Below are 25,179 nucleotides of genomic sequence, written 5' to 3'. Positions count from 1 at the left end.
ATGACTCCTCTCCGGAGCCGCTGGAGCTGCGCACCTTTTTTACTGATACTCGCGATATCACGCTGTTCTGCCCACCGTCGTCTCGTCAACAGACAGAACACCGAACATCTCCAGAGGGAAATCGCCATCATGTCGCAAACGACAGCAGCCGCTCATTCCTCCGGCACCGAGCTGTGGAATCCGGAAACCTATGACGCCCTGCGTCGACAGCTCATCCCCTCCTTCGACCTCCTCTATGACAGCGCCGTCAGCGCAGTGGCCATGTCGGCGGGGGCAGCGCCGCGCGTCCTGGATCTGGGTGCGGGCACCGGACTGCTCAGCGCCGCGCTGCGTGACCGTCTCCCCAAGGCCGACCTGGTACTCCAGGACCGCTCGGAGCTGATGCTCGCCCAGGCGCGACAGCGCTTCGCCGCGGACGACCAGGTGTCGGTGCGCGTCGCCGACCACCTCGACGAGCTGCCCGCCGGCCCATTCGACGCCGTAGTGTCCGCGCTCTCCATCCACCATCTGACGCATGAGCAAAAGCGGGATTTGTTCGTCCGTATACGGATGATTCTTCGGCCCGGCGGGATTTTCGTCAATGTCGAGCAGGTCCTGGCGCCGACGGACGTGCTCGAGAAGATGTACGACGAGCAGCATGAGGCCCATGTGCACGCCTCCGGAACTCCGGCCGAGGAATGGGCCGCCGGCCGGGAGCGCATGAAGCACGACATCCCCGTCGACGTCGACGCCCAGCTCGGGTGGCTGCGCGAGGCAGGCTTCAGCGCCGTCGACTGCCTCGCCAAGGATTGGCGTTTCGCCACGTACGCGGGCTGGAACGAGGCGTGACACCGCACGCAAGGGCCACCACACGAAGCAGGACACCCCGCACGAGGCGAAAAACGCATGCGCCCCGTCCGGTTCCGCACCGGCACCACCCGCCCGAGCCGGCGGTCGACATACGCATCGAGGTGAAGCGTGCTCTACCAGGCCCTGCATGACATCGCGGTACGCCGGCCCGACGCCCGGGCCGTCACCGCCACCGACGGCACATCCGTCAGCTACCCGGAACTGGTCGCGCTGGTCGACCGCACAGCTGCCGGTCTGCGCGGTCACGGGATCGGCGCCGGTGCTGTCGTGGCGTGCTCCTTGCACAACAGCATCGGCTACCTGGCCCTCATCCTGGCCGTCGCCCGGACAGGCGCCCGGTACGTGCCGCTGATGAGCAACTTCGACGCGGCCGACACCGCGACGGCGCTGCGCCTGACCGAACCCCGCCTGATCGTCGCCGACCACGACCGGGCGTTCCCCGCCAGCTCCCCGCCCGTGGCCGCGCTCGATGACCTCACCTGTGCCGCGCCCGCTCCGCGGGCGCCCGGTGAGCAGCACAGCGGGATCTTCCGCGCCCTGTGGACGTCCGGATCGACGGGCTTTCCCAAGCAGATGGTGTGGCGGCAGGACCGGTTCCTGCGCGAGCGCCGGCGCTGGCTGGCGGACACTCAGATCACCGCCGCCGACGTGTTCTTCTGCCGCCACACCCTCGACGTGGCACACGCAACCGACCTGCACGTCTTCGCCGCCCTGCTGTCCGGCGCCGAGTTGGTGCTCGCGGACCCGCAGGCGGGGCCCGACGTTCTGCTGCGGCAGATCGAGGAGCACGGCGCGACCGCGATGAGCGCGCTGCCGCGCCACTACGAGGAGTATGCGCGGGCGGCGGCCGACGGCCCGGCACCCGATCTGTCGCGGCTGCGCCGACCGTTGTGCGGCGGCGCCTATCTCAGCGCGGCCCAGATGAGCGACGCCGCCGAGGTGCTGGGCATCCACATCCGGCAGATCTACGGCTCGACCGAGTTCGGCCTGGCTCTCGGCAACATGGCCGACGTGCTCCAGGCGGGCCTGGGGATGTTTCCCGTCGAAGGAGTGGACACCCGGCTCGAACCCCTGTCGCCGGACCGGCCCGACCTGGGCGAGCTGGTGCTGTTGTCGGACTGCACGAGCGAGGGCTACGTCGGCAGCGACGAGGCGAACGCCCGTACCTTCCGCGGCGACGAGTTCTGGACGGGCGACGTGGCGCAGCGGCAGACGGACGGATCACTGCGCATCCTGGGCCGGGTCACCGAGATCCTGGCGGCCGCCGACGGCCCCCTGCCCGCGCCGGTCCTCGACGAGGAGATCGCCGCGCAGTGCCCGGTCCTGGAGTCGGTGGCGCTGCCCGCGCACCCTGGCGCATACGACAACGAGGTCCTGCTCGCGGTGCGTCCCGATCCCGCCCGGTCCGGGCACGAGGTCCGCAAGTCCGTCGAGGCCGTGCTGCGCGCCCACGGTCTGGCGGGCACCGTACGGCTGGCCGACGACATCCCGCACACGCCGGTCGGCAAGCCGGACAAACCACTGCTGCGCAAGCGGTGGGAGGCCGAGGCCGCCTCCGGCGAGAACGCCGCCGACGGCAGCGGCACGGAGGAGTCGCATGCCTGAACTGTCGCTGGACGACGGCCAGTCGGTCCACTTCGAGGACACCGGCGACGGTCCGCCGCTCCTCCTCGTGCACGGCCTCGGGGCGCCCTCGGCCTTCTTCGCCCGCAGCGTCACCGAACTGGCCCACGACCACCGTGTCATCACCGTGGACCTGCGCGGCCACGGCGCCACGCCCAAGGGCGCCGAGCCGGTCACCGTGGACCGCTGCGCGGCGGATCTGCAGGCCCTGGCCGAGAAACTGGACGTACGGGGGCTGACGCTGCTCGGCTGGTCCCTCGGTGCCACCGTCGCCTACCGCTACCTGGACCGGTACGGCACCGACCGGGTCACCGGCCTGATCTCCGTCGAGCAGACCCCCTACCTGCTCTCCGAGAACGGCTGGCAGCACGCGGCCTTCGGCGGGCTGGATGCTGCCGGAGCGGCGGAGGTCGACCGGCTGCTCAGCGCGTCGGACCGCGCCACCACCGCGGGCCTTGTCCGCAGCTTCTTCGCCCAAGGGGCCACTCCTGCCGAGGAGTTGGTCGACGAGCTGACCTCTGCCGCGACAGACTGCCACATCGGGGCCAAGCGGCAGTTGTGGCAGGACGTGCTGCGCCAGGACTGGCGCGGGCGTCTGCCGTCGCTCGGGGTGCCAGTGCTGTTCCTGCACGGCGCCCTGAGCCAGGTCTACCCGAGCGCCGTCGGGACCTGGCTGGCCACCGTCGTCCCCGGGGCCCGCCTGGAGCTCTTCGAACGCAGCGGACACCTCCCGTTCCTGGAGGAGCCCGAGCGTTTCCACCGCGCGGTCCGCGCATGGACGGCCCGATGACGAGAGCGAACGGACGGAAGCGAACCGAACGGAACCGGAACTCATGGAAGCGGAGCATCGATGACCACTGCACCCGCTGAGCGGGCCGCAGGCCGCCGGCTGTGCTGGATCTACCCGGACCGCGGCACCGAGCGGATGCGCACCAAGGAGTGGACGTACGTCTGGGGCATCTACGAGGAGGTGGCCCGGGAACACGGCTGGGCGATGTCCCTGCACAAGCCGGAAGAGGTGTCCGTGGACGCCACGGGCACGGGCGCGCCCCGCGTCTTCCTGGGCGGTACCGAAGTCACCCCGCGGGACACGGTGTTCGTGACCTCGCTGTGGTCCCTGGCGCACCACACCACGGACGTCTGCAACCAGCTCTACCTCTACACCATCCTCGAAGCGGCGGGCTTCTTCCTGCCCATCCCGCCCCGGCTGTCGTTCCTCGCCAATGACAAGACCGCCACCATGCTGCATCTCGCGGACAGCCCGCTGCCCCAGGTGCCGACCGTACGGATCGGGGTCGGCCGGGACTCGCCGGCCCTGACCTATGAGGCGGCCCTGGACGGCCTGAGCTATCCGCTCATCGTCAAACCCGCCTACTGGGGCATGGGCCAGGGCGTGTGTCTGGTGCACAGCGCCGAGGAACTCAAGGGCGTGGTCGGGCTGGCCGCCGGCGCGGAGACCGCTCTGGTCTGCCAGCCGTATCTCGGCGAGGGCATCAACGACTTCCGGGTCTACGTCATCGACGGCAAGCCCCACACGGTGCTGCGCCGCATCCCGCAGGGCGCCTCCCTGACCGCCAACCTCGCCTCGGGCGGTGGGATGGAGCACGTGCCGCTGCCGCCCGAACTCGCCGACACCGTCGACTACGTCGCCTCCCGCATGCCCATGCCGTACATCGCCGTCGACTTCCTGCACGACGGGCAACGGTTCTGGCTGTCGGAGGTGGAGCCCGACGGCGCCGTCGGCTTCCCCGGCTCGCCGCAGGCGGCGCGCGAGCAGCGGCAGATCATCGCGGCACGCTTCGACGCCTACCGCGCCGCGCACCGGGAGTTCCTGCGGGGCAGCCCACACACCAGCGACCGTCCGGACCAGGGGGAGAAGAGCGCACGATGATCGGGCACATACCGACCGACGACCTGCTGGCGCACGCCGGGAAGCTGGCCGACGCCGGCAGCCCACCCGTACCGGACACCGCTCGGGAGGTGACCGACCTCACCGTCAGCGGGCCCGCCGAGATCTACGCCCAGACCCGCCTGGCCGCCCGGAACGTCGGCAGTGTCCTGATGTCCAGCGGCGGCACCACGGGCACCCCCAAGCTGACCCATGTGCCGCACGGCATGGCCCTGGAACGGCTGCTGGCCTTCTGGCGGCCCCTGCAACCGGGCGACACGCTGCTCAACCTCTTCAACGCGGGCCGGATGTGGGGCTCCCACTACTACATGCAGACCCTCGCCGAGAAGTGCCGCTGCACAGTCGTACCCTCCGGCCCCTACGAGCCCGACGAGGTCGGCCGCTGGCTGGCCATGTTCGGCGAGGTCGGTGTCAACGCCCTGGCAGGCACCCCCACCGGGCTCGCCGACTTCGCGCGCGGCGTCCTGGACGCCGGGGAGAGTCTTCCCGTGCGCACCATCATCTGGATGGCCGAGCCCTGGACCGGCAACAAGCGCGACCTGGTCCGCGAGGCATTCCCCGAGGCTGGACTATGGGGCAACTACGGCTCGGTGGAGACCTGGGTCATGGCCGCGAACCAGCCCGGCTGCGACGAGACGGTCCTGCATCTGCTGCCCGACCAGCTGATGGAACCGGACGAGGACGGCGCCCTGCTGAGCCGGGTCGGCGACGGCTGGACCATCCCCGTCGTGCGCTACCGCCTCGGCGACCGGGTGGCCCCGGCCGACTGCCGCTGCGGGCGCCCCGACGGGCTGACGGTGCTCGGCCGGGCCGACGACGCGCTCACGCTGCGCAGCGCGCTGTTCAAGGTGAGCGAGCTGATCGACGTCGTACGCCGAGAACCAGGCGTGCTGGAGGCGCAGTTACGGCTCACCCGTGCCACCGACTCGGCGCGTGCGGCTGGCGCGCTGACCCTGGACTTCACCGGCACCGCCGACCCTGACGCCGTCAGCGACCGGCTGACCGGCGAGTTCTACCATCTGGCCGCGGTGGCCCGGCAGTACCCCGGCGCGCTGCGGGCCCGCCGGGTGGACCGGCTGGCCCGCATCGAGCGGACCAACAAGGTCCCGGCGATGCTGTGGCAGGAGAGCGACGAGCAGCACGACGGCACGGACAGCGCCGACGCGGACAGCAGCAGCGGGAACCCTGCATGAGCACCGTACGCGGTAACCCCTGGGCGATCCTGGTCGTCCTGTCCCTCGGCTTCTTCATGACGCTGCTGGACCTGACGATCGTCAACATCGCCATCCCCAGCATGATCCACAGCCTGCACGCCTCCTTCGACGAGGTGCTGTGGTCGATGAACGGCTACATCCTGGTGCTCGCCGCGCTGCTGATCACGGCGGGCCGACTGGGTGATCTGCGCGGCCCGCGCCAGCTCTTCGCTGTCGGCGTGGCGCTGTTCACGCTCGCGAGCCTGGCCTGTGCCCTGGTGGACAGTCCCGGTCAGCTCATCGCCGCTCGCGTGGTGCAGGGCCTGGGCGCGGCACTGCTCATCCCGCAGACCATGACCCTGATCGTGGGCGCCTTCCCGGCCGAGCGGCGCGGTGCGGCGCTCGGTGTGTGGGGCGCGGTGGCGGGTGTCGCCGCCGTGGCCGGCCCGGCGCTGGGCGGCCTGCTGGTCAGCGGCCCCGGCTGGCGCTGGATCTTCTTCGTCAACGTCCCCGTCGGCGTGCTCGTGCTGGCCGTTCTCTTCCTTGTCGTCCCCGACATCCGCCAGGGCAGCACACACCGGCTCGACCTCACCGGTGTCCTGGTGTCGGCGGCCGCCGTGTTCTGCCTGACCTTCGCCCTGACGGAGGGTCAGCGCTACCACTGGAACGGCGTCGTCCGGGCCCTGCTCGGCGCCGCCGTCATCCTCTTCGTGGCCTTCATCGCACAGCAGCGGCGCCGCCAGGGTCGCGAGCCACTGGTGCCGTTCGCGCTGTTCCGCGACCGGAACTACACAGCCATGAATGTCGTCTCCGCCACGATCTCGATCGGCGTGCTGGGCCTGATGCTGCTGCTCTCCCTCTACTTCCAGAACGTGCTGCACTTCAGCGCGCTCAAGGCAGGTCTCGCGCTCGCCCCCGCCTCCGTGGTGTCCATGGCTCTCGCACCTTTCGCAGGGCGGCTCACCGACAAGGTCGACGGCAAGTACGTACTGCTCACCGGCATGCTGCTGACTGGTGTCGGCATGCTGTGGAACGCGCTGGTGATGGGCCCGCACACGGCGTGGGCCGCGTTCGTCGCCCCGATGGTCGTGGTCGGCATGGGCAACGGCTGCCTGATCGCCCCCATGGCGGCCGTGGCGATGCGGGGTGTCGAACCGACGGTTGCCGGCGCGGCCTCCGGCGTCCTCAACACCGTACGGCAGCTGGGCTCGGTGGTCGGCAGCTCCGCGGTCGGCGCGCTGGTGCAGACCCGGACCGGGGGAGGGGAAGACGGCGTCTCCGTGATGCGTACGTCGATGGCGCTGCCTATCGGGGTCATCGTGCTCGGCGCCGTCGCCTGCGCGACGGTCCGACGCGAGTCGGCCGCCCCCGCACGACCAGCAGCGCCTCCCGCCACCGAGACCGCGACATCCGCAAGGAGCACCCAGTCGTGAAACCACCCCAGGACAACGGGACCGCGGGCCGGCGCCCCGGAGTCATGCCGGCCCACCGCTACGCACGGCCGCGGCCCGTGGACCTGCCCGACCGCACCTGGCCCGGCAGAACCCTCACCGCGGCGCCCCGCTGGCTCGCCACGGACCTGCGGGACGGCAACCAGGCGCTGATCGAACCGATGAGTCCTGATCGCAAGCTGCGGCTGTTCGAGACGCTGATCGCCATGGGCTACCGCGAGATCGAGGTCGGTTTCCCCGCCGCGAGCCGCGCCGAGCACGCGTTCGTACGACGGCTGATCACCGAGGATCGCATCCCCGACGACGTCCGCATCTGCGTCCTCACCCAGGCCCGCGACGAGCTGATCGAACAGACCGTGCGCTGCCTGGCCGGCGCCCCCGCCGCCACCGTCCACCTCTACAACGCCACGTCTCCGCTCTTCCGCCAGGTGGTGTTCGGCGTCACCCGTGAAGAGTGCACGAGCCTCGCCGTGCGCGGCACCGAACACGTCCTGAAATACGCGGAACAGCACCTCACGGACTGCGTTCTCGGCTTCGAGTACTCGCCCGAGCTGTTCAACGAGACCGAGGACGACTTCGCGCTGGAGGTCTGCGAGGCGGTCATGGATGTCTGGCAGCCGGGCCCCGACCGCGAGATCGTCCTCAACCTGCCCGCGACCGTCGAGCGCAGCACACCCAACGTCTACGCCGACCAGGTGGAGCGCATGAACCGCGGGTTGTCCCGCCGAGCCCACGTCGCCCTGTCCGTCCACCCGCACAACGATCGCGGCACCGCTGTGGCCGCAGCCGAACTGGCCGTCCTCGCCGGTGCCGACCGCATCGAGGGCTGTCTGTTCGGCAACGGCGAGCGCACCGGCAATGTCTGTCTGGTTACCCTCGGTCTCAACCTGCACGCCCAGGGCATCGACCCCGGCATCGACTTCTCCGACATCGACGCGGTCCGCCGCACCGTCGAGGAGTGCACCGGGCTGCCCGTCCACCCCCGCCACCCCTACGCCGGCGACCTCGTCCACACCTCTTTCTCCGGCTCCCACCAGGATGCGATCAAGAAGGGCTTCGCGGCGCTGAAGCAGCGGGCCGCACGCGACGGCGTGCCGTTGGAGCACGCCCGCTGGGAGGTTCCGTATCTGCCGATCGACCCGGCTGACGTCGGCCGCTCGTACGAGGCCGTCATCCGGCTCAACAGCCAGTCCGGCAAAGGCGGCGTCGCCTATCTGATGCTGCACGAGCACGGCTTCGACCTGCCCCGCCGCCTCCAGATCGAGTTCGCCCGCACCGTACAGGAACACATGGACGAGGACGGCGGCGAGATCAGCGCGGAGCAATTGGGAGCGCTGTTCTGGACCGAATACCTGGACGCGGCGGGCGCGGCGGACGCGGCGGAGGACCGGCCCCGGGCCGACATCCGGATCCTCTCCCACGTGGAGCACCCCCGGCCCGCGTCGGACGGCACCCCCCAAGTCGTCGTCTACGCCGAGTGCTCGGGGCCGGCTGCGGCTCGGACGGTGTGGGGCGTGGGGTGCGCGGCTGACACGGCGCAGGCACTGGAGCGGGCCCGGTCCAGCGCCGCCGCCCGGGCCCGCCGCGCGACAGCAGCTGCATCCCCGCAGACGGGGCAGGAGTCAGGCACCGTGATCCGCTGACCCGAATCCCACCGACGCGAGGAACTCCTCAAGGGCGGCTGTGACCTCCGCCGGCCGTTCCAGCGGCGGCAGATGACCGGTGTCGGGCAGCTCGATGTGCCGGGCCCCCGGGATCTCCCGCGCGAGCAGCGCGGACACTGCCAGGATCTCCGGCACGTCACACCGTCCGCTGATCACCAGGGTCGGGGCCGTCACCTCGGCGAGCCGTTCCCGAGCCGCGGGCCGCGCCGTCAGCTCCGTGACGCGCGGCCCGCTCCAGATCCGCTGCCGGGCCAGCCGGTCCATCTCCACGGCGCGCCGCCACACCTCTGGGCACAGCGCCGTACGGTCCCGCCCCTCTCCCGCCACCAGGAACTCCACGTCCGCCGCCGCGACGCAGTCCAGGTCAGCGGGATCGATCCACTCGGCGGCCCCCTCCTCATAGCGCCGCAGCCGCTCCGCCGGGACCGTGTCGAGCAGACGCCGTCGGCCCCGCTCCACCATCGTCCTCGGCCACCGGTGTCCTGAGAGGCCCGAAGCGATGAGCACCAGCGCACGGAACCGGTCGGGCGCCGTCAGCACGGCGTCCAACGCGATCCGGCCGCCGTCGGACGCCCCGACGACCGCGGCCCGCTGCACGCCCCACTCGTCCAGCAGGGCCAGCAGATCGAGGTGGTGGCTGAACTCCCCGACCGCGTCCGCGGAGCCGCCCCGGCCCCGCCAGTCGTGGCGGATCACCCGGTACCGCGCCGACAGGGCCGTGAACTGCGCGTCCCACATGCGCCGGTCCGCACACCCCGCGTGCACCAACACGACGGCCTCACCGCTACCCGCCTCCTCGTACGCAATGTCCTTCTGGAGCACCCGGTTCTGCCGAGCCGTGCCGATGACCACCACCTACCTCCATGCCGTGCCGTTGCGCTCTGCGCACTCAGCTGTGAACTACCCCGTTTACGGGGTCAGCCCAACAGGGTCTGTCAACAGGGTCTGTTCAGCCAACGGGGTCTGTCTCACATTCGGCCCTGTCTCACATTCGGTGGTGACGGAGCGTTCCGCATCCGCGGAGGATGCGGTGGCGGAGGAGGGTGAAGCCTGCTCCTCCGTGCATCTGGCGTGCGATCCGCTTGGTCTTGGTGTTGACACCTTCGGTGGGGCCGTTGCTGTACGGAAGCGTGAGCGCGGCGGTCTCGGCGTCACGGTCTCGGTCCAGGCGCCGGGTGAAGGCGTGCAGATGGGGCAGATCGACACCTGCCAGCGGTCAGCGACCTGCACTGCGTCGGGCAGGGCGCGACGGATGGCCTCGGCGTAGGTCGCCGAGCCGTCACGGCATACGACCTCGACGCCCGGATGCTCACGCACCACGCCTCCAGGGTGTCGGCGGCGCGGTCGGGCAGTACGTCGATCCGTTCATGCGTCTCGGCGTCGATCACCACGGTGGCATAGCGGGTGCCGTCGGCGCAGAGCGAAATCGTCGACGCCGATCACGCGGGGTACCCGCCCGGCGGGCAACGGGATGCGCAGCAGTGTGCGCAGGGCCGTGTGACGCGACAGGCCCACCGCGAGTATCGCCGGCAAACATGCCCCCGCCCGATCAGTACCGCCGGATCACTGGCACGGACGGTCCAGCCCTCACGGGCCATCTGCCGCAGGGTCCGGGTCATGTCGATGGTGGTCGAGAGGATCACGCTCGCGGCGACGAGGTCGAGGAACTTCACTGCTTTGTCCTGCAGTTGCGGGTCGCGGCTGGTCAGCCAGTCGGCGTTGCCGAAAGTGGAGCCCCTTGGTGAACCCGTTGTACGCCTCGGCCTTGTTCGTCGCCCGCTGGATCTGCTCCCGCAGCGCGGGATCGGACAGACAGCGCAAGAGCACCGCCGTGCGCACAGCGCGCCCGACCAGGAGATCGATCCCCAGGAGATGGGTGAGCCCGATGACAGGGAAGGACTGGCCTTGCGTATCGGCGTGGACCTGCTCCGGCCGGGCTGTTGGGGAGTTCTGGAGCAGGGAGTCGATGAGCTCTAGACCGCTTCCCACACGCCGCAGGGTGTGAGGTGCCCGTTCGAAGCGGCCTTGGTCTATCCGGACTGGACGAGCGACAAGTGTCCGATCCTGCTGGTGATGATGCACTTGGCGAGGTAGACGGGAGTCCCTTCGAACTCGGCCAGTTGGACGAAGATGAGGACGGGGTCCATCGCCTTCAGCCCAAGGAGTTTGGCTCGCGTCTCACCGGCAACCGCAGCTGAAATCTCACATGCACCCGAGCTGAAGACCTGCCCGCACCGCTGGATCAGCCCGGCAAGGAGGGTTGCGGGCCCGCTGGCCGCCGCTTCCAGGTTCGCATCGAGTTCGGGACTCACGTCGCTGAGATAACGGCCTGCTCGCATCTGCTCCTGGACCAGGGCTACCGGTTCGTCGTCGAGTTCGATCACGCTCTCCCGCCACCACATGTTGGCTGCCTTGTCAAGCGCAAGCCGCTCCAAAGCGAAGTCCGTGGCCCGCTCGAGGTGCCACGCGACGGGGCGGACCGTCACAGGCAGGTTCCCATCCGTCAGCACTTTTTCGAACGGACGGAAACCTTCCAACCCGACCCGCGGGAAGGAAGTGGCCACGAAGCGTCCCACCCCGCGTTTGGTCACGATGAGCCGATCCTCCTCCATGAGGATCAGAGCCTCACGCACGACCGCACGGCTCACACCGAGCTCCTGTGCCAGCTCGCTGTCGCGCGGCAGCGGGGAACCCAAGGGGAACACCGAAGAGCGAATCCCCTCGGCGATCCGGCCGTACACAGCCACCCGAAGCGGCTGCCCGGCAGGGACCACGAGTTCCTTCTGCAAGAACCGATCAACGGTCGTCTTAGGCACGGGCCCCTTCCTATCACGCGAGCAGGTCATATACAAGTCAGTCAACACCTATCAGATGTCTGACATCTGAAACCATTGACAGATGTCCGGTTTCCCACCTAGAACTGCCCTGCGACCAGGCCGCGGACCGCTATGCCGGAGATGTCTGCGATTGAGGCACGGCCGCTGTTGCGATCCAGGACACTGACAAGGGAGCCATGTCATGCACTCACCTGCGCCAGGCGGTGTCACCGCCTCCGCCGTTAAGACCGATCAGCCCCACCTTGAGGGCCGTGCTGCAGTGGTGCTGCTGGTCACCCTGTTGCTCGGAGTGCTGTCCTGTCAGCTCAACGGCAGTGTCGTCAGCCCCGCCCTTCCCCACATCGCGAGGGAGCTCAATGCGTCAGTGACCGACGTGTCCCAGGTGATGTCCCTCTTCTATCTCTCGGGGGCCATCTGCGGCGTGGTTCTGACTCGCTGGAGTGACTTCGCCGGCCGAAGACGCAGCCTCATAATTGTCCTCGCGCTGATGGGGCTGGGTACGGTCCTCTGCATCTTCGCGCCCTCGCTCCCTGTCCTGCTGATCGGGCGCGTCCTCCAGGGAACCGCGGGAGCGGCATTTCAGCTCGCCTATGTCGTCCTGGCCGAATCGGTGAGTGCGAAGCTGTTCGGTCTCTCGATCGGGATCATCACCGCGGTGAACGGAGGGTTCGCGGGCGTCGACGGCTGGATCGGCGGCCTGCTGACGGACAACTTCGGGTTCCGCTCAATCTTCGTGCTCATCTTCGTCGTGGGGCTGATCGCCCTCGGCAGCGTCCTGTTCGTCGTCCCGAAGGGCGAGCCGGCGACTCCGGGCAGAATGGACTGGTGGGGTGCTACTTCACTGTCTGTTGCGCTTGCCTGCCTGACCTACTACGTGTCCCAGGGAGCATCCGACGGATGGTTCGCCCCGATACCTCTTCTGCTCCTTGCCGGCATGATCGTCTCGTTCGTCGTCTTCTGGTTCGTGGAGAAGAAGACGGCAACCCCGATGGTGGCGGTTCACCATCTGCGCTCCCGCACGATGTGGCCCGTCATCATGACGACTGTCATCGCGCTCGCGGGAGTGCTGACCGCGACGAGCTTCACCCTGGTGCTCCTCAGCCAGGACGCCAAGGTCGGGTTTGGCCTCAGTGCGTCCACGTCCTCTCTTCTCTTTCTGACCCCGCCGGCACTCATCGGCGTGTTCGCCGCCCCTCTCTCGGGCTGGCTCGCCGGCCGTCACGGGTGGATTCCCATCCTGCGCCTCGGACTTCTCCTGTGCTTCTGTGCGATGGTGGTGATCTCGCTGGCCGCACACACGCAGTGGGTTGTCTTCGCGATGATGCTCGTTCTCGGCATCACCTACAACGGCCTGGCCCTTACCGGTCTCAACGGCCTTGGCGTGGTGCAGTCCCCGGATGATGCGCCTGCGGCCCTGCCCGGACTGAACGGCGCCGGTTTCGGTATCGGTGCCGGTCTTGGTATCAGCATCATCGCACCGTTCGCGGCGCGGGGGACCATGGCCGGCTACACGACGGCCTTCTGGATTTCGGCCGTCATCACGCTGCTCGCTCTTGCGGTCAGTTTCCTCATCGCGCCTCGTGTCACTCCACAGGACTGATCGTCATCACAGTCGGTGGGTGCAGTAGCCGCGAGCGTCTCCCCCAGAAAATGGCGTCAGCTGCTGGTCTTCGACCCCGAAATCGATCTCTCGGCCACCTCATGTGACGGGCAGCCGCCCGATGAGAGAATCGCGGCCAACCCCTGGTTCACTCAGCTTCGTTCCGTAAGTACGTCAATCTCCGTCATCGCAACCTGCGGGCGGAGGTTGAAAGCCACGATCCACCGATCGGAATCTCATGCCCGTTCCTTCCGCCCAAGCTGTCGCCTCTTCGGCCCTGCGAGCCGTCAGTCTTCTGACTCAGTGCGGCGAGAGTCTCCCACCAGGGCTCAAGGAAAAGCTGCTCGCTTGGCAAGCCGCACCGCCGACGGATCCGCTGGAAATCGAAGAACTGCTGGCCCCCTTGGTCCTGCTGCGCACAACCGTCGAGAACGACGGCGCCATCGTCTCCGAGCCAGGGGGTGCCCCGGCACGCTTGCTGCAGCACGGTTGGCGGAGCTATCTCGTATCGATTCGAAATCCGTTCGGCATTCGTGCGGTTCTGGCCAGTGCCGACTTCAGCACACCACCGGACCTCCCGAACATGCTCGCCCCGGGAGTCCTTGGAGTGGTATCCCGCGACCCGTCACCGAAGGCTTTCCTTGCCGATCAGCCACGGGAAAGCGTGGCTCGCGCCGTTGAGCCATTGTGGCTTCAAGCCGAACTCGCCCAGACCACCGAACTCTCCGGTCTGCCGCTGGAGTACACCGTACTCAGTTGCTATGCAAGGGACAGTGGCGTGAAGTCCGCACCACTGGCGGTCGTTGCTGCCGAAACCGAAGCTGTGCCGAGCCTGGCCCGGTCGGCCACCTCACGTGCGCTGACGCAGATGAAGCACGTCGCCCGCCCCTACAGCGCCAGCATCGTGTTCGACGTTGAGGCGTCGCGGGAAATCATCATCGATGTACATGAACCGGACGGCCGCAGCACCGTGGCTGCTGTCACCGTCACGGACGAGCTCGGCCGAGCCTACCCTTCGAAGGCAATGCGACTTGCTCCCGACATGATCTTCCAGGAGCACGTGTATCGCGCCACGGGCGAACCCATTCGCCTGCCGAACGGACGATATTCGGTGCGGGCCACCCGAGGGCCGGAGTACCGGCCGGTATCCGCAGAGGTCGAGGTGACTGACTCGACGTCCGCGATCCCTCTTGTGCTGGATCGCTGGGTCGAAACTGTCGCCCGCGGCTACTACGCCGGCGATCCGCACATTCATGCCGCAGGCTGTTCTCACTACCACACGCCGACCGAAGGCGTGGCCCCGGAAACAATGATCCGCCATATTCGCGGCGAGGGACTGGCCATTGGCAGCGTCCTGACCTGGGGGCCGTGCTACTACTATCAGAAACAGTTCTTCAGCGGGGATTCCATCAGCCCTGCCGCCTCGCTCGAGAACCCGCCCATGCAGGCCGCGCAAGGCATCACTTGGGAACCGCAGCCCACTGACGTCGACCAGTTGAGCATGCTGCGGTATGACGTGGAAATTTCCGGATTCCCGTCGAGCCATTCCGGTCATACAGTTCTGCTGGGACTCCGCGACCAGAACTATCCCGGAACAGCCGGGCTGGAGGATTGGCCGTCATGGAATATGCCGATCCATCGCTGGGCGCACGAACAAGGCGCTTTTACCGGTTACGCGCATTGCGGCGTCGGGCTTGCGGTCGGCACCGAGGAACTGCCCAACTATGTCGTCCCGGCGTTCGCATCGATCGGCGCAAACGAACTCATCGTCGATGTCCCGCACGGATTGGCCGATTTCCAGGCCGGTGCCCAATTCTCACCGGCAGCCGAACTGAACATCTGGTACCACCTGCTCAACGTCGGCTACCGCACGCTCATGATGGGCGAGACCGACTACCCCTGCATGTACGACGAAGGTCCGGGTGTCGGTCGCACCTACGTCCAACTTCCTCAAGCTCCGTCCGGGCCCCGAGCGCTTGAGACTTGGCTCGCCGGGCTGCGTACAAACGCGTCATACTTCGGTGACGGGCGAAGCCATGTTTTCGATTTCGCCGTCGACGGCGACAGCGTCCGAGAGCAAAGGCGCGATGCGCCGGCCACAGTCCAGGTCAGCGCAGTTGTGACGGCGTGGCTTCCGGAGAACTCGCCGACGACATTGACCCTGGGCGGGTCGCGATACAGCGCACCGATGGGCTGGCACCTGGAGCGCGCCCGCATCGACAACACGCAACGGGTTCTGGTCGAACTGGTCGTCAACGGCTACCCGGTCGCCTGTCAGGAGATTGTCGCCGACGGAAGCGAACAGCAGCTCACGTTCGATCTCGACGTGCGCCACTCGTCCTGGGTCGCGCTTCGGATACTGCGCAGCGTGCACACCCAGCCCATCTTCATCGAGGTGGGCGGCCGTCCTATTCGCGCTTCCCGGCGCAGTGCGCAGTGGCTGGCCGACAGCGTCGACGCGCTCTGGGAAGAGAAGCAGGGTTTTATCCGGGATGCCGAACGAAACGACGCCCGACAAGCCTACGAACGTGCCCGCTCAATCTACCTCGACCGCCGTGACGAGTGCGACGCAGATTGACATGGAAACCTTCGGCGTGAACCAGGGTCGTAAAATCATCTTCGAACGATCGGAATCCGGAAGTAGCCGTGAACTGCACCGACTCAAATTGCAGCTGCTGCGGGAGCACAGCCACTGAGGCACCCATCCTGGTCACCATCAACCCGGAGGCCCGGGTGAACGTCACCCGAGTCCCCGTGGCGTTGCCCGAGATTCGGAGCGGGGAGTGGACCGCGATCCCGATATCAGTGGTCAACGAAGGCTATACAACAGGTGCGCTTGTCATCGAGGCGTCCCCCGTTATGGGAATCGAATTCGATGACCTGCACCATGTACTCACCGGCCGGAACCAGGAGATTCACCTCCTCGTTCGATTCGACGAGGCGGCAACAGTGGAAATCGAACTCCGATTCCTTGCTGCTCACGCCCTCGGCGGCCTGTCCCTCCACGACACTATCCCGCTGATCCTCCGTTGCGAGCGGACGGAGTCGCCAGTCCACACAACGTCATGACGGAACCAGCAGTCAGCCCTCCGTACGCCAAGCGACTAGGAAAAAAAATGAACAACCTCGCCTCTCTGAGCGGGTCCGGGCATACGAACGCCGCCTCGAACACTGACTCCACCACCGTCAGCCCCTATGAGGCGGCCGAAGCCGCCGCCGCGCGACTGCGCATACTCACTGAGGGACGCTCGCACGACGTCGCGCTCGTGATGGGCTCCGGCTGGGTCCCCGCCGCCGAAGAACTCGGCGAGCCCGACTACGAGTTCGAGATCACCGAACTGCCGGGCTTCCCGGCCCCCGCCGTCGCGGGGCACGCCGGTAAGGTCCGCTCGGTCACGGTCGGGGACAAGCGCGCGTTGGTCTTCCTCGGTCGCACCCACTACTACGAGGGCCACGGCGTCGCTGCCGTCGCCCACGGTGTGCGCACCGCCGTCGCAGCGGGCTGCCGCACCGTCGTGCTCACCAACGGCTGCGGTGGACTGCGCGAAGGCATGCAGCCCGGCCAGCCAGTGCTGATCAACGACCACATCAACCTCACCGGCGCCTCCCCTATCGTCGGCGCCAACTTCGTGGATCTGACGAACCTGTACTCCGCGCGCCTGCGCGCGATCTGCCGCGAGGTGGACCCCTCCCTGGAGGAGGGTGTCTACGTCCAGTTCCCCGGTCCGCACTACGAGACCCCGGCCGAGATCAACATGGTCCGCGCCATCGGTGGCGACCTGGTCGGCATGTCCACCACGCTGGAGGCCATCGCCGCCGGTGAGGCCGGCGCCGAGGTGCTCGGTTTGTCGCTGGTCACCAACCTTGCCGCCGGCATCACCGGCGAGCCGCTCAATCACGAAGAGGTTCTGGCGGCCGGCCGCAGCTCCGCCACCCGGATGGGCGGCTTGCTGGCCAAGGTCCTGGAGCGGATCTGACTGCTCATCCTTCTTCGATCACCCGCATGGCATCCGACGGTTCGCACGCCGGATGCCGTGCCCGGTGCAGGCCCGAAACCCCCTATTTCATGGAACGGCGGCTGAGGAAGTGACGCGATGACCACCTACTCCGAGCGTGATCTGCTCTCCCGGGCCCGTAGTTGGCTGGCGGAGGATCCGGATCCAGAGACCCGCGCGGAGCTCTCCGGGCTGCTTGCCGCCGCGCAGGGGGATCCGGAGGAGGTGCGCGGCAGGGCTTGGTCGGAGCTGGCCGAACGGTTCAGCGGTACCCTGCAGTTCGGCACCGCCGGGCTGCGCGGCCCGATGGGTGCGGGGCCCATGCGGATGAATCGGGCCGTTGTCATCCGCGCCGCGAGTGGCCTGGCAACCTACCTCAAGAGGCGGTCCACGACGGGGCTCGTCGTCATCGGCTACGACGCTCGCCACAACTCCGACGTCTTCGCACGCGACACGGCAGCCGTGATGGTCGCCCAGGGGCTCAGGGCTGCGATATTGCCCGGACCGCTGCCCACTCCGGTGCTCGCCTTCGCGGTGCGTCACTTCGGCGCGGCCGCCGGTGTCGCCGTCACCGCGAGCCACAACCCGCCGCGCGACAACGGCTACAAGGTCTACCTGGGCGGGGCGTTCGGCGGCTCGCAGATCGTCCCGCCGCACGACGTCGGCATCGCCGCGGAGATCGACGCCATCGGCACGCTCGACGAAGTGCCGCTCGCGGCGGAGGGCTGGGAGGTCCTCTCCGAGAAGGACGTGCTCGAGCCCTACCTCGCCCGTGCCGCCGCAGCAGTGGACGGCCGATCGCCGCGCGACCTGTCCGTCGTCTACACCCCGATGCACGGCGTGGGACGCGACACCTTCCTCGCCGCATTTGAGCGGGCGGGCTTCCCCGAACCAGCGGTGGTCGCCCAGCAGGGCGACCCCGACCCGGAGTTCTGGACCGTCTCCTTCCCCAACCCGGAGGAGCCGGGCGCGATGGATCTGGCCTTCGCGGCAGCCGCAGAGCGCCGGCCGGACATCGTGATCGCCAACGACCCGGACGCGGACCGCCTCGCCGCCGCGATCCCTTCCACCGACCCGAAGGACACCTCCGGGTGGCGCATGCTGCGCGGCGACGAGACCGGCGCGCTGCTCGCCACGCACCTGGCCGCGCGGGGTGCAAAGGGCACCTTCGCGACCACGATCGTCTCCTCCTCACTGCTCGGCCGGATCGCAAAAACCGCGGGCCTCGGCTACGAGGAGACACTCACCGGCTTCAAATGGCTCTCCCGCGTCGACGGCCTGTGCTACGGCTACGAGGAAGCGCTGGGTTACTGCGTGGACCCCGGGGCAGTCCGCGACAAGGACGGCATCAGCGCCGCCCTGCTGCTGGCCGAGCTGGCGGCGACACTCAAGGCCCAGGACCGCAGCCTGCAGGACATGCTTGACGACCTGGCCTGCGCCCACGGGCTGCACGCCACCGATCAGCTGTCCGTCCGCGTCGCCGACCTGCGTCTGATCCAGGACACCATGGCCCGGCTGCGCAAGCGGCAGCCGATGCGCCTGGCCGGCCTGCACGTCGACTCGGCCGAGGACCTGGAGTACCCCTTGGAGAAGCTGCCGCCTACGGACGGCCTGCGTTATCACCTGTCCGGCGAGGGCGTCTCCTCAGCACGCGTCATCGTCCGCCCGTCCGGGACGGAACCGAAACTGAAGTGCTACCTGGAGGTCGTGGTCCCGGTCCGCGGCAACGCCGAACTGCCCGCGGCGCGGGAGCGCGCGGCGGCACTGCTGGCCTCCCTGAAGACAGACCTCGCGGCTGCCGCAGACATCTGAGACCCGGACACCCGCGTCCGGGCCCTGACCGGACGGCGCCGCCCGCTGAACCTCCCGCCGCCCAACGCTCCTGGCGTCGTCGGGCGCCCCGACGAGTCGGGGCGCCCGCTGCTGCCCGTCCGCGGCACCCTCAAAACCGACGACGTGTCCCTGACGCCGGCCAGCCTCAGCGGAGCGGAGCGGTTGCCGAGGCTGGCCGCCGTACTTGTGGAGCGGCCACGACCGTCAGGACCACGGATGCTGCCCCTGGTCGCCGCCCGCACGCCGTTCAAACGCCGGGCGTCGACCGGGACGGTCCACGAGTTGGACGTCAACTCCAGATCGGCGAGCCAGGAGCAGCCCACCGACTACGACGACCGCGGCGCCTCGTATCGGTGTTGGCACCTACCAGCCTCACACCACCGCGTTGCCTCCGGGCCAACGACTGCGCCTTCTGCGACTCCCTGCTGACGCCCAGTGCCAACGCCGGCTGAGCCACCGCCGCGATCAACGGTCCGCAAGATTGTCCTACTACTACCCAACTTGGCCCCGGCAGCAATCTCTCCAGCACGGGATATGGTCCTGCCGCGGGTTTGCGGGCACGTGGTCGGCAATAGGCACCAGAAAGAGCTGCCGACTTTCAGGCTCAGCGGAAGAGAGCGCAAGCGTAGGCCAGATCTCAGGGGAATTCACGATGACAGCAGATATTTCAAGTTCCACTCCTGCCGGCAAGCCGAGTCGCCGGGACATCCTCAAGGTGGCGACCGCAGTGTCGGGTGGAGCCCTACTCGGCCTCTCCAACTCGACTACAGCTGTAGCTGCCGGATGCGGACCGCATGCCACCAAGACCCTGGTCGGGGCGATTCGATGGGACGCCTGGGTGGGTGGAGAGTCTCACTACGGGAGCGGCGTGAACCGCACACTGTCCCCCAAAAAGTACCACTTCCGGCTGCCTTTCTATGCCAATATTACGGTTCCGCAGCCGGTGTTGCTCGACCAGAGCTTCGACAGGGAAACAACCGGTACCGCTCCTGCCGGTTGGGACGTATCGGCCCCGCCGGGTACTGAAGCGTCGGTCGTTGAGGTGTCCGGCAGAGCGGGCAAGTCTGCGCGTCTGCTGAGCTCGTCCGAGTCGGCGGCGACGACGATGACCCACACGTTCTCCGCGCAGGAACGTGCTGTCACCCTGCAGTGGCAGTGGAAGGAGACAGACGCCGGCAAGGGGGCCCGCGCGACCCTGAGCGGCGGTTCGTCTGCCGCCGTCGAACTGGCCACCCGAGGCAACGCCGGCGCCAAGGAACTTGCCTACCGCGCAGCTGACGGCACTTGGCACGTTGTCCAAGCCATCGAGGACGACACCTGGTATTCGATCAAGATCATCATTGATCCCGCACCCCCCGAAGGTGCTGCACCATTTGTCGATATCTTCGTGGACGGGATACGGAAGGTGCGCAATGCAGCGTTCCGTGACCCCACGACAGTGCTCGACACTCTCACCTTTGGCACCAGTGCGGGCTCACCGTGCGCCCTTTACATCGACGACGTCGGTGTACGGGTGAGCGAGTCGGTAAACAGCGATGCGACGCTCCAGGGCGTCATGGATCAGGAGATCCAATACGCCAAGAAGGCCGGAATCGACTACTGGGCTTTCGTCTATTACCCGCAGCAACCGCTGGCGCGAGCCCGGGAGTTGTACCTTTCCAATGAACACAAGGGCGATGTCAACTGGTGCGCCGTATTGGACGGCAACTTCACCGGCAACTATGCCGCGAATCTTCCACACCTCGTGGCACAGTTCAGTGAGCCGAATTACCAGCGAGTGCTTGACGGACGGCCCCTCGTGTACTTCTTCACTACTGCCACGGTGGATTGGGTGGCCAAGATGAGGGCCGCGTGTTCACAGGCCGGGCTGCCTGATCCGTACATCGTGGTCATGGCGTGGACCGCGCAGGGCGCTGCCGCCACCAAGACTGCTGTGGGCGCCGATGCGGTGAGCCGCTACGCGACTGGCATGCAAAACGGCCAGCCGTATTCCAACCTCGCGAACGCGGAAGCCAGCCTGTGGGATCAGTATGCCGCTGCGGCAGGAGAAGTTGTCCCGACCGTTTCGACAGGCTGGGACAAGCGTCCACGGTATGACTATCCACTTTCCTGGGAACCCAACTATACGGGATTCAAGGACGAGTGGACACAGCAGGCAACACCCAAGGAAATCGCCGCGCATCTCCGAGGGGCTGTGAGCTGGAACAATACTCATCCGGACAACGCGTCGGCCAACACGGTTCTCATCTACGCCTGGAACGAATTCGACGAAGGCGGCTGGATATGCCCGACGCTGTTCGAAATCAAGGGCGCGGGTAGGCCACTACGCCTGGACGCCATCGCACAGGTACCTCGAACCGGTGTCGGAACACCAAAGCGAGCAACTGTCTAGCGAAGAGTACGGCCCGCCGATCTGACCAGCCACTACGCGGTCGGCGGGCGGTGTAGGTCGGTAGGAGGCTGACCCAGTGAGCCTCTTCCAACCTCGCCATGGCGGGCGTGACTTGGACGCATCGGCACGACCACGAAGCTCCTGGTAGACGGGTTGTCAACCTAAATCAACCATAGTCGCCAGGAGCTTCAGGGTGCTGCTCTGGTCTCCGCGGGCAGCCGCAGCCTTACGGTTCCCCTCAAAGCGTCCTGGAACAAGGAGAGCGGTCGGCGGGGAACGGATCTCCAATGCGCGGGTATCGTGACCGGCGCTTGTCTCTGGTCGCGTTCAGCGATTGAGGTCGAAGACCGACACGGCGCGCCCTTCGTACGCCTTCGGATCCACCGAGGCGACGAGGGCGTCTGTGCCCCACCCGGGCAGGTGCCGGGCAGCGTGGATGGCGGCCGCGATCCCCAATGGCACACCGTCGCGGTGCAGTTGAGCAACCAGCAGCATCGCCGGATAGTCCAGGTCCAGCGTATGAAGGACTTCCAACTGCCCGACGTGCTCAGCGATCCCGACGTACTCGCGATCTGCCTCCAGCACGGACAACGTCGGCACCCAAAGGCGGGTCTCCGCCTCGAAGTGAGCCCGGTGGATCAGTGCGGAAACTTGGCGGTTTCCCGACAGAGCCAGCAGCGTCGGCGTATCAAGGACGAGGTGGTGCAGGATCACGCGGCCGCGCCCTGTTGCCGGGTAAACGCCTCACGAAGCCGTACGCCCAGGGCCGCGCTCTCCTCGTCCGATACCTCGAAACCGAAGTGCTCTGCCAGATAGCCGCGTGTCCGCTCCGCTCGCTCCCGCCGCTCCTCCTCGGTCAGTGTCGACTCCGCGAACTCCTGGACGAGTGACCTGATCGACGTCCCTCGGGACTCCGCGATCACTGCCAGACGGTCCCGCACCTCGGCAGGTACCCGAATCATTGCATCAGACATGCCCCGAGTATACGTCCATGTTTACGGATGGTTGGAGCGAGCCTCACATTCCGCCGCATCTCCGCTTGGGCGGCGAGCATCCGACATCTCACCCTCGTCCTGCCCTCGAGCATGGAGCCGAAGCACGACAGTTGCCACATAGGCAGGTGGACTATCACCAAGATCGACGGCGGCGCATGTGACCGGGCGCCACCCCAGCGGCACCCGGAGGCTCGCCCGGACGGACACGAACGTCGGCTACCGACCGCGCCGTTGAGTCCGCGGCCGCTCTCGTGGATGCTTGCGGGGTGAACGATGCCGGCGAATTCATGCTGAGACAACTCCAGGAATTGGATCCCGCGGTGCGCGCGGACGTCCTGCGCATCCTGGACTGTGTCGTCCGGGGCTTGCCCGCTCACTGGCGGCGCCGCAAGGGCGTACCTCAGTTCATAGTGTTCCTCGACGGCCCGGAAAACGTGCGGATGGAAAGAATCACCTTCCGGGAGCTGTCCGAGCACGGGCATCTCGACGAGTTCAGCCGCTGGTCCGCCGGCATCCCGTCGGCGAAGGCCGAGCAACATGGCTGTGCCGCCCTGGTATATGGCGACCGTATCCATGCGAGGGTCTTCCAGATCGGTCTCTTCGGGTCGGCCTGGCATCTTCCGGACGTCCGTGTCGACGTCTGCACCGCGCACCGGGATCTGCGACTGAACCAAACTTTCTCACTCGACTTCGATGTCAAAGGCCGACTCTTCCCACGGCTTGTGTTCCAGAAGTGGGTGTACGACACCATCGCCCGCGCCTGCGAGGGTTGACCCTGGGCCGAGCACTCCTGTCGTACGGGGAAGCTCTCTGGCCATTGTCACGCAATGACAGTTGCCACATAGACAGGCTTGTTGTCACAGTGACTGAGTTGGTGAGAGGCGAGATGCGCCCAATGTGCCCGTTGAGCTGCGGAAGCTGGTACTTGATGCTGCCCTGCAGCGGGCCTGAGCCCGGGTTCTGCCATCACCCTCTCAGACGGAGCTGCGGGCCTCTTCGTAGCCCGGCTTCGGTATAGGACCCTTCTTCTTTCCGACAGCAGGCAAGGTAATCGCCAGCACGGCTGCTCCGAGGAGTGCGATGACCGCGATCCAGCCCGCGCCGACGTGCATGGCATGGATAAACGCATTGTCAGCAGCCTGAGCAAGAGCGGGCCGGTGGATAGCGCCGGCGACGTGGCGGGCCTGTTCGGCGGAGACTCGCGCCTGATCCTGCACCGGACCGGGTGCACCCTCCAGCGAAGGTTCGATCGCACGTCGGTACATGATCGACATGATCGTGCCGCCTACTGCGATTCCGATCACACTGCCGGTTTGTCGCATGGTGTTGGTGACGGCCGATCCTGCACCGGCCTGTTCCAACGGCAGGTTGCTGATCAATGCGGCCGTAACGGGGCCGATCACCATGCCGATCGAGAGACCCTGTATCAACAACAGGATCTCGATCCAGACGAGTGGAGTTTGGAGTCCGAGGAACCCGTACCCGCCCATGGTCAGCGCAGCCACGGTTAGCGCCGGCACGGTGACAGGGCGTAGCGAAAGGCGGCGAACCAGGCGCGAGGCAAGGGGCGCCCCCACGAGCGCGCCCAATGCGGTCGGGATATTGGCCAAACCCGCCTTCATCGGCGAAAATCCGAGCGCGCCCTGTAGGTAGAACGCGTTATAGAAGGTGATGGCGGCCACAGCGAAGAGCAGCAACCCGAGCGCCACATTGCCGCCACCGAATGTGCGTTGCGCAAGCAGTCGCGGATCAAAGCTGGGCACCTTGACACGCAGTTCGACGAGTACGAAAACGGCCAGCAGAACCAGACCGACAACGATCGGCGCCCAGACGTCGTTACGACCCCACACAGCAACCTGCCCGGCCCGGATCAGCCCGTAGGCCAATGCCACGAGCCCACTGATCGACAGCAACATTCCAGCGGGGTCCAGTGGCCGCAGAGTGGGGCTGCGGAAATTCGGAACCAGCACGACGAGCCCGACCAGCGCCAATGCCGCGACCGGGACATTGATCAGAAAGACCGAGCCCCACCAGAAATGATCGAGCAGAAACCCCGCCAGCACCGGACCGGCAGCCATTCCGACACCGGCCGACGTCGAGAAAATACCGATCGCGGTAGCCCGTGCGGGGCCAGTAAAGGTCCACATGAGGATGGCCAAGTTGGCGGGCGTGATCAGCGCGCTGCCCACCCCCATCGCAGCCCGAGCTGCAATCAGCTGGCCCGCATCGCTTGCGCACGCCGCCCACAGCGAGGACCCGGCGAAGATCACCAACCCACTGGAAAACACAGTCCGGTGACCGAACCGATCGCCCAATGCGCCTGCAGTGAGCATCAATGTGGCGAAGGCCAGAGTGTACGAACCGGTCGCCCATTGCAGCTGGCCGGGATTGGCCCCCAGTCCACGGACCGGGTCTGCAAGGGTCTCCAGCGTAGTACTCAGGACGGTATTGTCCAGCCAAATCAGCAGTGAACACAACATAAGAACGGCAAGAATCAACTGCTGCCTGAACTTCGGCAACGTTGGAGGCGCGGTCATGAACACCTTCGGATATCGAGCGGCGGGAACCTGAACGACTGGACCATAAGCAAACTCCGCGACGCTGTCAATCTTAGAATTTCCTGTCGATACTGTTGCGGCGGAACGGACTGTATGCCCTCTGCCGGATTTGCGGACTGAACAATTTTTTGCCCTCTGGCGGATTAGCGAGGTGAAGGATTTCATGACTTCCGGAGGGTTGTGACTGAGGTTTTCTCAACGGTGATCACTTCCAGATTCCGTTGAGGACGAGGGCGGCCCGGGCGATGTCGCCGATCCGACTGGGGCTGAGCGTGACGTA

At 67.0% G+C, this 25,179-nt stretch carries 22 protein-coding genes and 1 pseudogene; 14 read left to right on the top strand and 9 right to left on the bottom strand.

Annotation, left to right across the window (positions count from 1 at the left end; translation table 11 throughout):
- The first annotated feature begins 129 nt into the window (after positions 1-129).
- From ACWEKM_RS31735 to ACWEKM_RS31705, 7 genes are all read left to right on the top strand, one after another.
- A complete protein-coding gene (locus ACWEKM_RS31735; RefSeq protein ID WP_451624711.1) occupies positions 130-828 on the top strand; it encodes a class I SAM-dependent methyltransferase in 699 nt (232 codons plus the stop codon).
- Positions 829-957: 129 nt separating this feature from the next.
- The gene (locus ACWEKM_RS31730; protein WP_451624710.1) at positions 958-2,454 is read left to right on the top strand and encodes a class I adenylate-forming enzyme family protein; all 1,497 of its coding nucleotides are present in this window, start codon (positions 958-960) and stop codon (positions 2,452-2,454) included.
- Positions 2,447-3,262 carry an alpha/beta fold hydrolase gene (locus tag ACWEKM_RS31725; protein WP_451624709.1) on the top strand — a complete coding sequence of 272 codons (816 nt, stop codon included), beginning with the start codon at positions 2,447-2,449 and terminating at the stop codon, positions 3,260-3,262. Before ACWEKM_RS31730 ends, ACWEKM_RS31725 begins: the two co-directional genes overlap by 8 nt.
- 60 nt (positions 3,263-3,322) lie before the next feature.
- Positions 3,323-4,363, top strand: coding sequence for an ATP-grasp domain-containing protein (locus ACWEKM_RS31720; protein ID WP_451624708.1), 1,041 nt, complete (start codon positions 3,323-3,325; stop codon positions 4,361-4,363).
- Positions 4,360-5,574, top strand: a complete 1,215-nt coding sequence (locus ACWEKM_RS31715; RefSeq protein ID WP_451624707.1) for an AMP-binding protein — start codon at positions 4,360-4,362, stop codon at positions 5,572-5,574. Before ACWEKM_RS31720 ends, ACWEKM_RS31715 begins: the two co-directional genes overlap by 4 nt.
- Positions 5,571-7,007, top strand: a complete 1,437-nt coding sequence (locus ACWEKM_RS31710; protein ID WP_451624706.1) for a DHA2 family efflux MFS transporter permease subunit — start codon at positions 5,571-5,573, stop codon at positions 7,005-7,007. The genes ACWEKM_RS31715 and ACWEKM_RS31710 overlap by 4 nt, the downstream gene beginning before the upstream one ends.
- Before the next feature lie 44 nt (positions 7,008-7,051).
- Positions 7,052-8,668 (top strand): 2-isopropylmalate synthase, encoded by a 1,617-nt coding sequence (locus ACWEKM_RS31705; protein WP_451624724.1) that lies wholly within the window; start codon positions 7,052-7,054, stop codon positions 8,666-8,668.
- On the opposite strand, the gene ACWEKM_RS31700 is transcribed toward ACWEKM_RS31705, so the two are convergent.
- From ACWEKM_RS31700 to ACWEKM_RS31675, 6 genes and pseudogenes are all read right to left on the bottom strand, one after another.
- A complete protein-coding gene (locus tag ACWEKM_RS31700) occupies positions 8,648-9,541 on the bottom strand; it encodes an alpha/beta fold hydrolase (RefSeq protein WP_451624705.1) in 894 nt (297 codons plus the stop codon). The genes ACWEKM_RS31705 and ACWEKM_RS31700 overlap by 21 nt on opposite strands.
- A 133-nt stretch (positions 9,542-9,674) precedes the next feature.
- Positions 9,675-9,878, bottom strand: coding sequence for a transposase (locus ACWEKM_RS31695; RefSeq protein ID WP_451624723.1), 204 nt, complete (start codon positions 9,876-9,878; stop codon positions 9,675-9,677).
- A 14-nt stretch (positions 9,879-9,892) separates the two neighbouring features.
- A pseudogene (locus tag ACWEKM_RS31690) lies at positions 9,893-10,237 on the bottom strand (ISL3 family transposase); the annotation flags it as partial.
- Positions 10,129-10,362: a hypothetical protein gene (locus ACWEKM_RS31685; RefSeq protein ID WP_451624704.1), complete on the bottom strand. Its 234-nt coding sequence runs from the start codon at positions 10,360-10,362 to the stop codon at positions 10,129-10,131. The pseudogene ACWEKM_RS31690 and the gene ACWEKM_RS31685, both read right to left, overlap by 109 nt.
- Positions 10,277-10,678, bottom strand: coding sequence for a Tn3 family transposase (locus ACWEKM_RS31680; RefSeq protein ID WP_451624703.1), 402 nt, complete (start codon positions 10,676-10,678; stop codon positions 10,277-10,279). Before ACWEKM_RS31680 ends, ACWEKM_RS31685 begins: the two co-directional genes overlap by 86 nt.
- 41 nt (positions 10,679-10,719) lie before the next feature.
- On the bottom strand, positions 10,720-11,505 hold the full coding sequence (locus ACWEKM_RS31675) for a GntR family transcriptional regulator (protein WP_451624702.1): 786 nt from the start codon (positions 11,503-11,505) through the stop codon (positions 10,720-10,722).
- A 202-nt stretch (positions 11,506-11,707) separates the two neighbouring features.
- Between ACWEKM_RS31675 and ACWEKM_RS31670 the strand changes: the two genes are divergently transcribed.
- From ACWEKM_RS31670 to ACWEKM_RS31645, 6 genes are all read left to right on the top strand, one after another.
- Positions 11,708-13,126: an MFS transporter gene (locus ACWEKM_RS31670; RefSeq protein WP_451624701.1), complete on the top strand. Its 1,419-nt coding sequence runs from the start codon at positions 11,708-11,710 to the stop codon at positions 13,124-13,126.
- Positions 13,127-13,364: 238 nt separating this feature from the next.
- Positions 13,365-15,704 (top strand): CehA/McbA family metallohydrolase, encoded by a 2,340-nt coding sequence (locus ACWEKM_RS31665; RefSeq protein ID WP_451624700.1) that lies wholly within the window; start codon positions 13,365-13,367, stop codon positions 15,702-15,704.
- Positions 15,705-15,772: 68 nt separating this feature from the next.
- Positions 15,773-16,195 carry a hypothetical protein gene (locus ACWEKM_RS31660; RefSeq protein WP_451624699.1) on the top strand — a complete coding sequence of 141 codons (423 nt, stop codon included), beginning with the start codon at positions 15,773-15,775 and terminating at the stop codon, positions 16,193-16,195.
- A 47-nt stretch (positions 16,196-16,242) separates the two neighbouring features.
- A complete protein-coding gene (locus ACWEKM_RS31655) occupies positions 16,243-17,103 on the top strand; it encodes a purine-nucleoside phosphorylase (RefSeq protein WP_451624698.1) in 861 nt (286 codons plus the stop codon).
- Between the two features lie 117 nt (positions 17,104-17,220).
- Positions 17,221-18,933: a phospho-sugar mutase gene (locus tag ACWEKM_RS31650; RefSeq protein WP_451624697.1), complete on the top strand. Its 1,713-nt coding sequence runs from the start codon at positions 17,221-17,223 to the stop codon at positions 18,931-18,933.
- Between the two features lie 889 nt (positions 18,934-19,822).
- Entirely contained in the window at positions 19,823-21,346 is a 1,524-nt protein-coding gene (locus ACWEKM_RS31645; RefSeq protein ID WP_451624696.1) for a hypothetical protein, read from the top strand.
- Between the two features lie 327 nt (positions 21,347-21,673).
- Here the strand turns inward: ACWEKM_RS31645 and ACWEKM_RS31640 are convergent, their stop codons facing one another.
- Positions 21,674-22,060, bottom strand: a complete 387-nt coding sequence (locus tag ACWEKM_RS31640; RefSeq protein WP_451624695.1) for a hypothetical protein — start codon at positions 22,058-22,060, stop codon at positions 21,674-21,676.
- Positions 22,057-22,320 carry a hypothetical protein gene (locus ACWEKM_RS31635; protein WP_451624694.1) on the bottom strand — a complete coding sequence of 88 codons (264 nt, stop codon included), beginning with the start codon at positions 22,318-22,320 and terminating at the stop codon, positions 22,057-22,059. The genes ACWEKM_RS31640 and ACWEKM_RS31635 overlap by 4 nt, the downstream gene beginning before the upstream one ends.
- Positions 22,321-22,607: 287 nt before the next feature.
- On the opposite strand from ACWEKM_RS31635, the gene ACWEKM_RS31630 reads away from it, so the two are divergent.
- Positions 22,608-23,114, top strand: a complete 507-nt coding sequence (locus tag ACWEKM_RS31630; RefSeq protein WP_451624693.1) for a hypothetical protein — start codon at positions 22,608-22,610, stop codon at positions 23,112-23,114.
- Between the two features lie 201 nt (positions 23,115-23,315).
- On the opposite strand, the gene ACWEKM_RS31625 is transcribed toward ACWEKM_RS31630, so the two are convergent.
- Positions 23,316-24,878, bottom strand: coding sequence for an MFS transporter (locus tag ACWEKM_RS31625; RefSeq protein ID WP_451624692.1), 1,563 nt, complete (start codon positions 24,876-24,878; stop codon positions 23,316-23,318).
- Positions 24,879-25,179 lie beyond the last annotated feature (301 nt).

The organism is Streptomyces sp. NPDC004752, assembly GCF_053601275.1.
This window is presented reverse-complemented; position numbering and strand designations above follow the sequence as displayed.

What these genes read in the sequence shown, in the direction of transcription:
- ACWEKM_RS31720 (WP_451624708.1), top strand. Translation starts at nt 3,323, where the DNA reads ATGACCACTGCACCCGCTGAGCGGGCCGCAGGCCGCCGGCTGTGCTGG.
- ACWEKM_RS31735 (WP_451624711.1), top strand. Translation starts at nt 130, where the DNA reads ATGTCGCAAACGACAGCAGCCGCTCATTCCTCCGGCACCGAGCTGTGG.
- ACWEKM_RS31665 (WP_451624700.1), top strand. Translation starts at nt 13,365, where the DNA reads ATGCCCGTTCCTTCCGCCCAAGCTGTCGCCTCTTCGGCCCTGCGAGCC.
- ACWEKM_RS31655 (WP_451624698.1), top strand. Translation starts at nt 16,243, where the DNA reads ATGAACAACCTCGCCTCTCTGAGCGGGTCCGGGCATACGAACGCCGCC.
- ACWEKM_RS31635 (WP_451624694.1), bottom strand. Translation starts at nt 22,320, where the DNA reads ATGTCTGATGCAATGATTCGGGTACCTGCCGAGGTGCGGGACCGTCTG.
- ACWEKM_RS31670 (WP_451624701.1), top strand. Translation starts at nt 11,708, where the DNA reads ATGCACTCACCTGCGCCAGGCGGTGTCACCGCCTCCGCCGTTAAGACC.
- ACWEKM_RS31710 (WP_451624706.1), top strand. Translation starts at nt 5,571, where the DNA reads ATGAGCACCGTACGCGGTAACCCCTGGGCGATCCTGGTCGTCCTGTCC.
- ACWEKM_RS31705 (WP_451624724.1), top strand. Translation starts at nt 7,052, where the DNA reads ATGCCGGCCCACCGCTACGCACGGCCGCGGCCCGTGGACCTGCCCGAC.
- ACWEKM_RS31625 (WP_451624692.1), bottom strand. Translation starts at nt 24,878, where the DNA reads ATGACCGCGCCTCCAACGTTGCCGAAGTTCAGGCAGCAGTTGATTCTT.
- ACWEKM_RS31725 (WP_451624709.1), top strand. Translation starts at nt 2,447, where the DNA reads ATGCCTGAACTGTCGCTGGACGACGGCCAGTCGGTCCACTTCGAGGAC.
- ACWEKM_RS31650 (WP_451624697.1), top strand. Translation starts at nt 17,221, where the DNA reads ATGACCACCTACTCCGAGCGTGATCTGCTCTCCCGGGCCCGTAGTTGG.
- ACWEKM_RS31715 (WP_451624707.1), top strand. Translation starts at nt 4,360, where the DNA reads ATGATCGGGCACATACCGACCGACGACCTGCTGGCGCACGCCGGGAAG.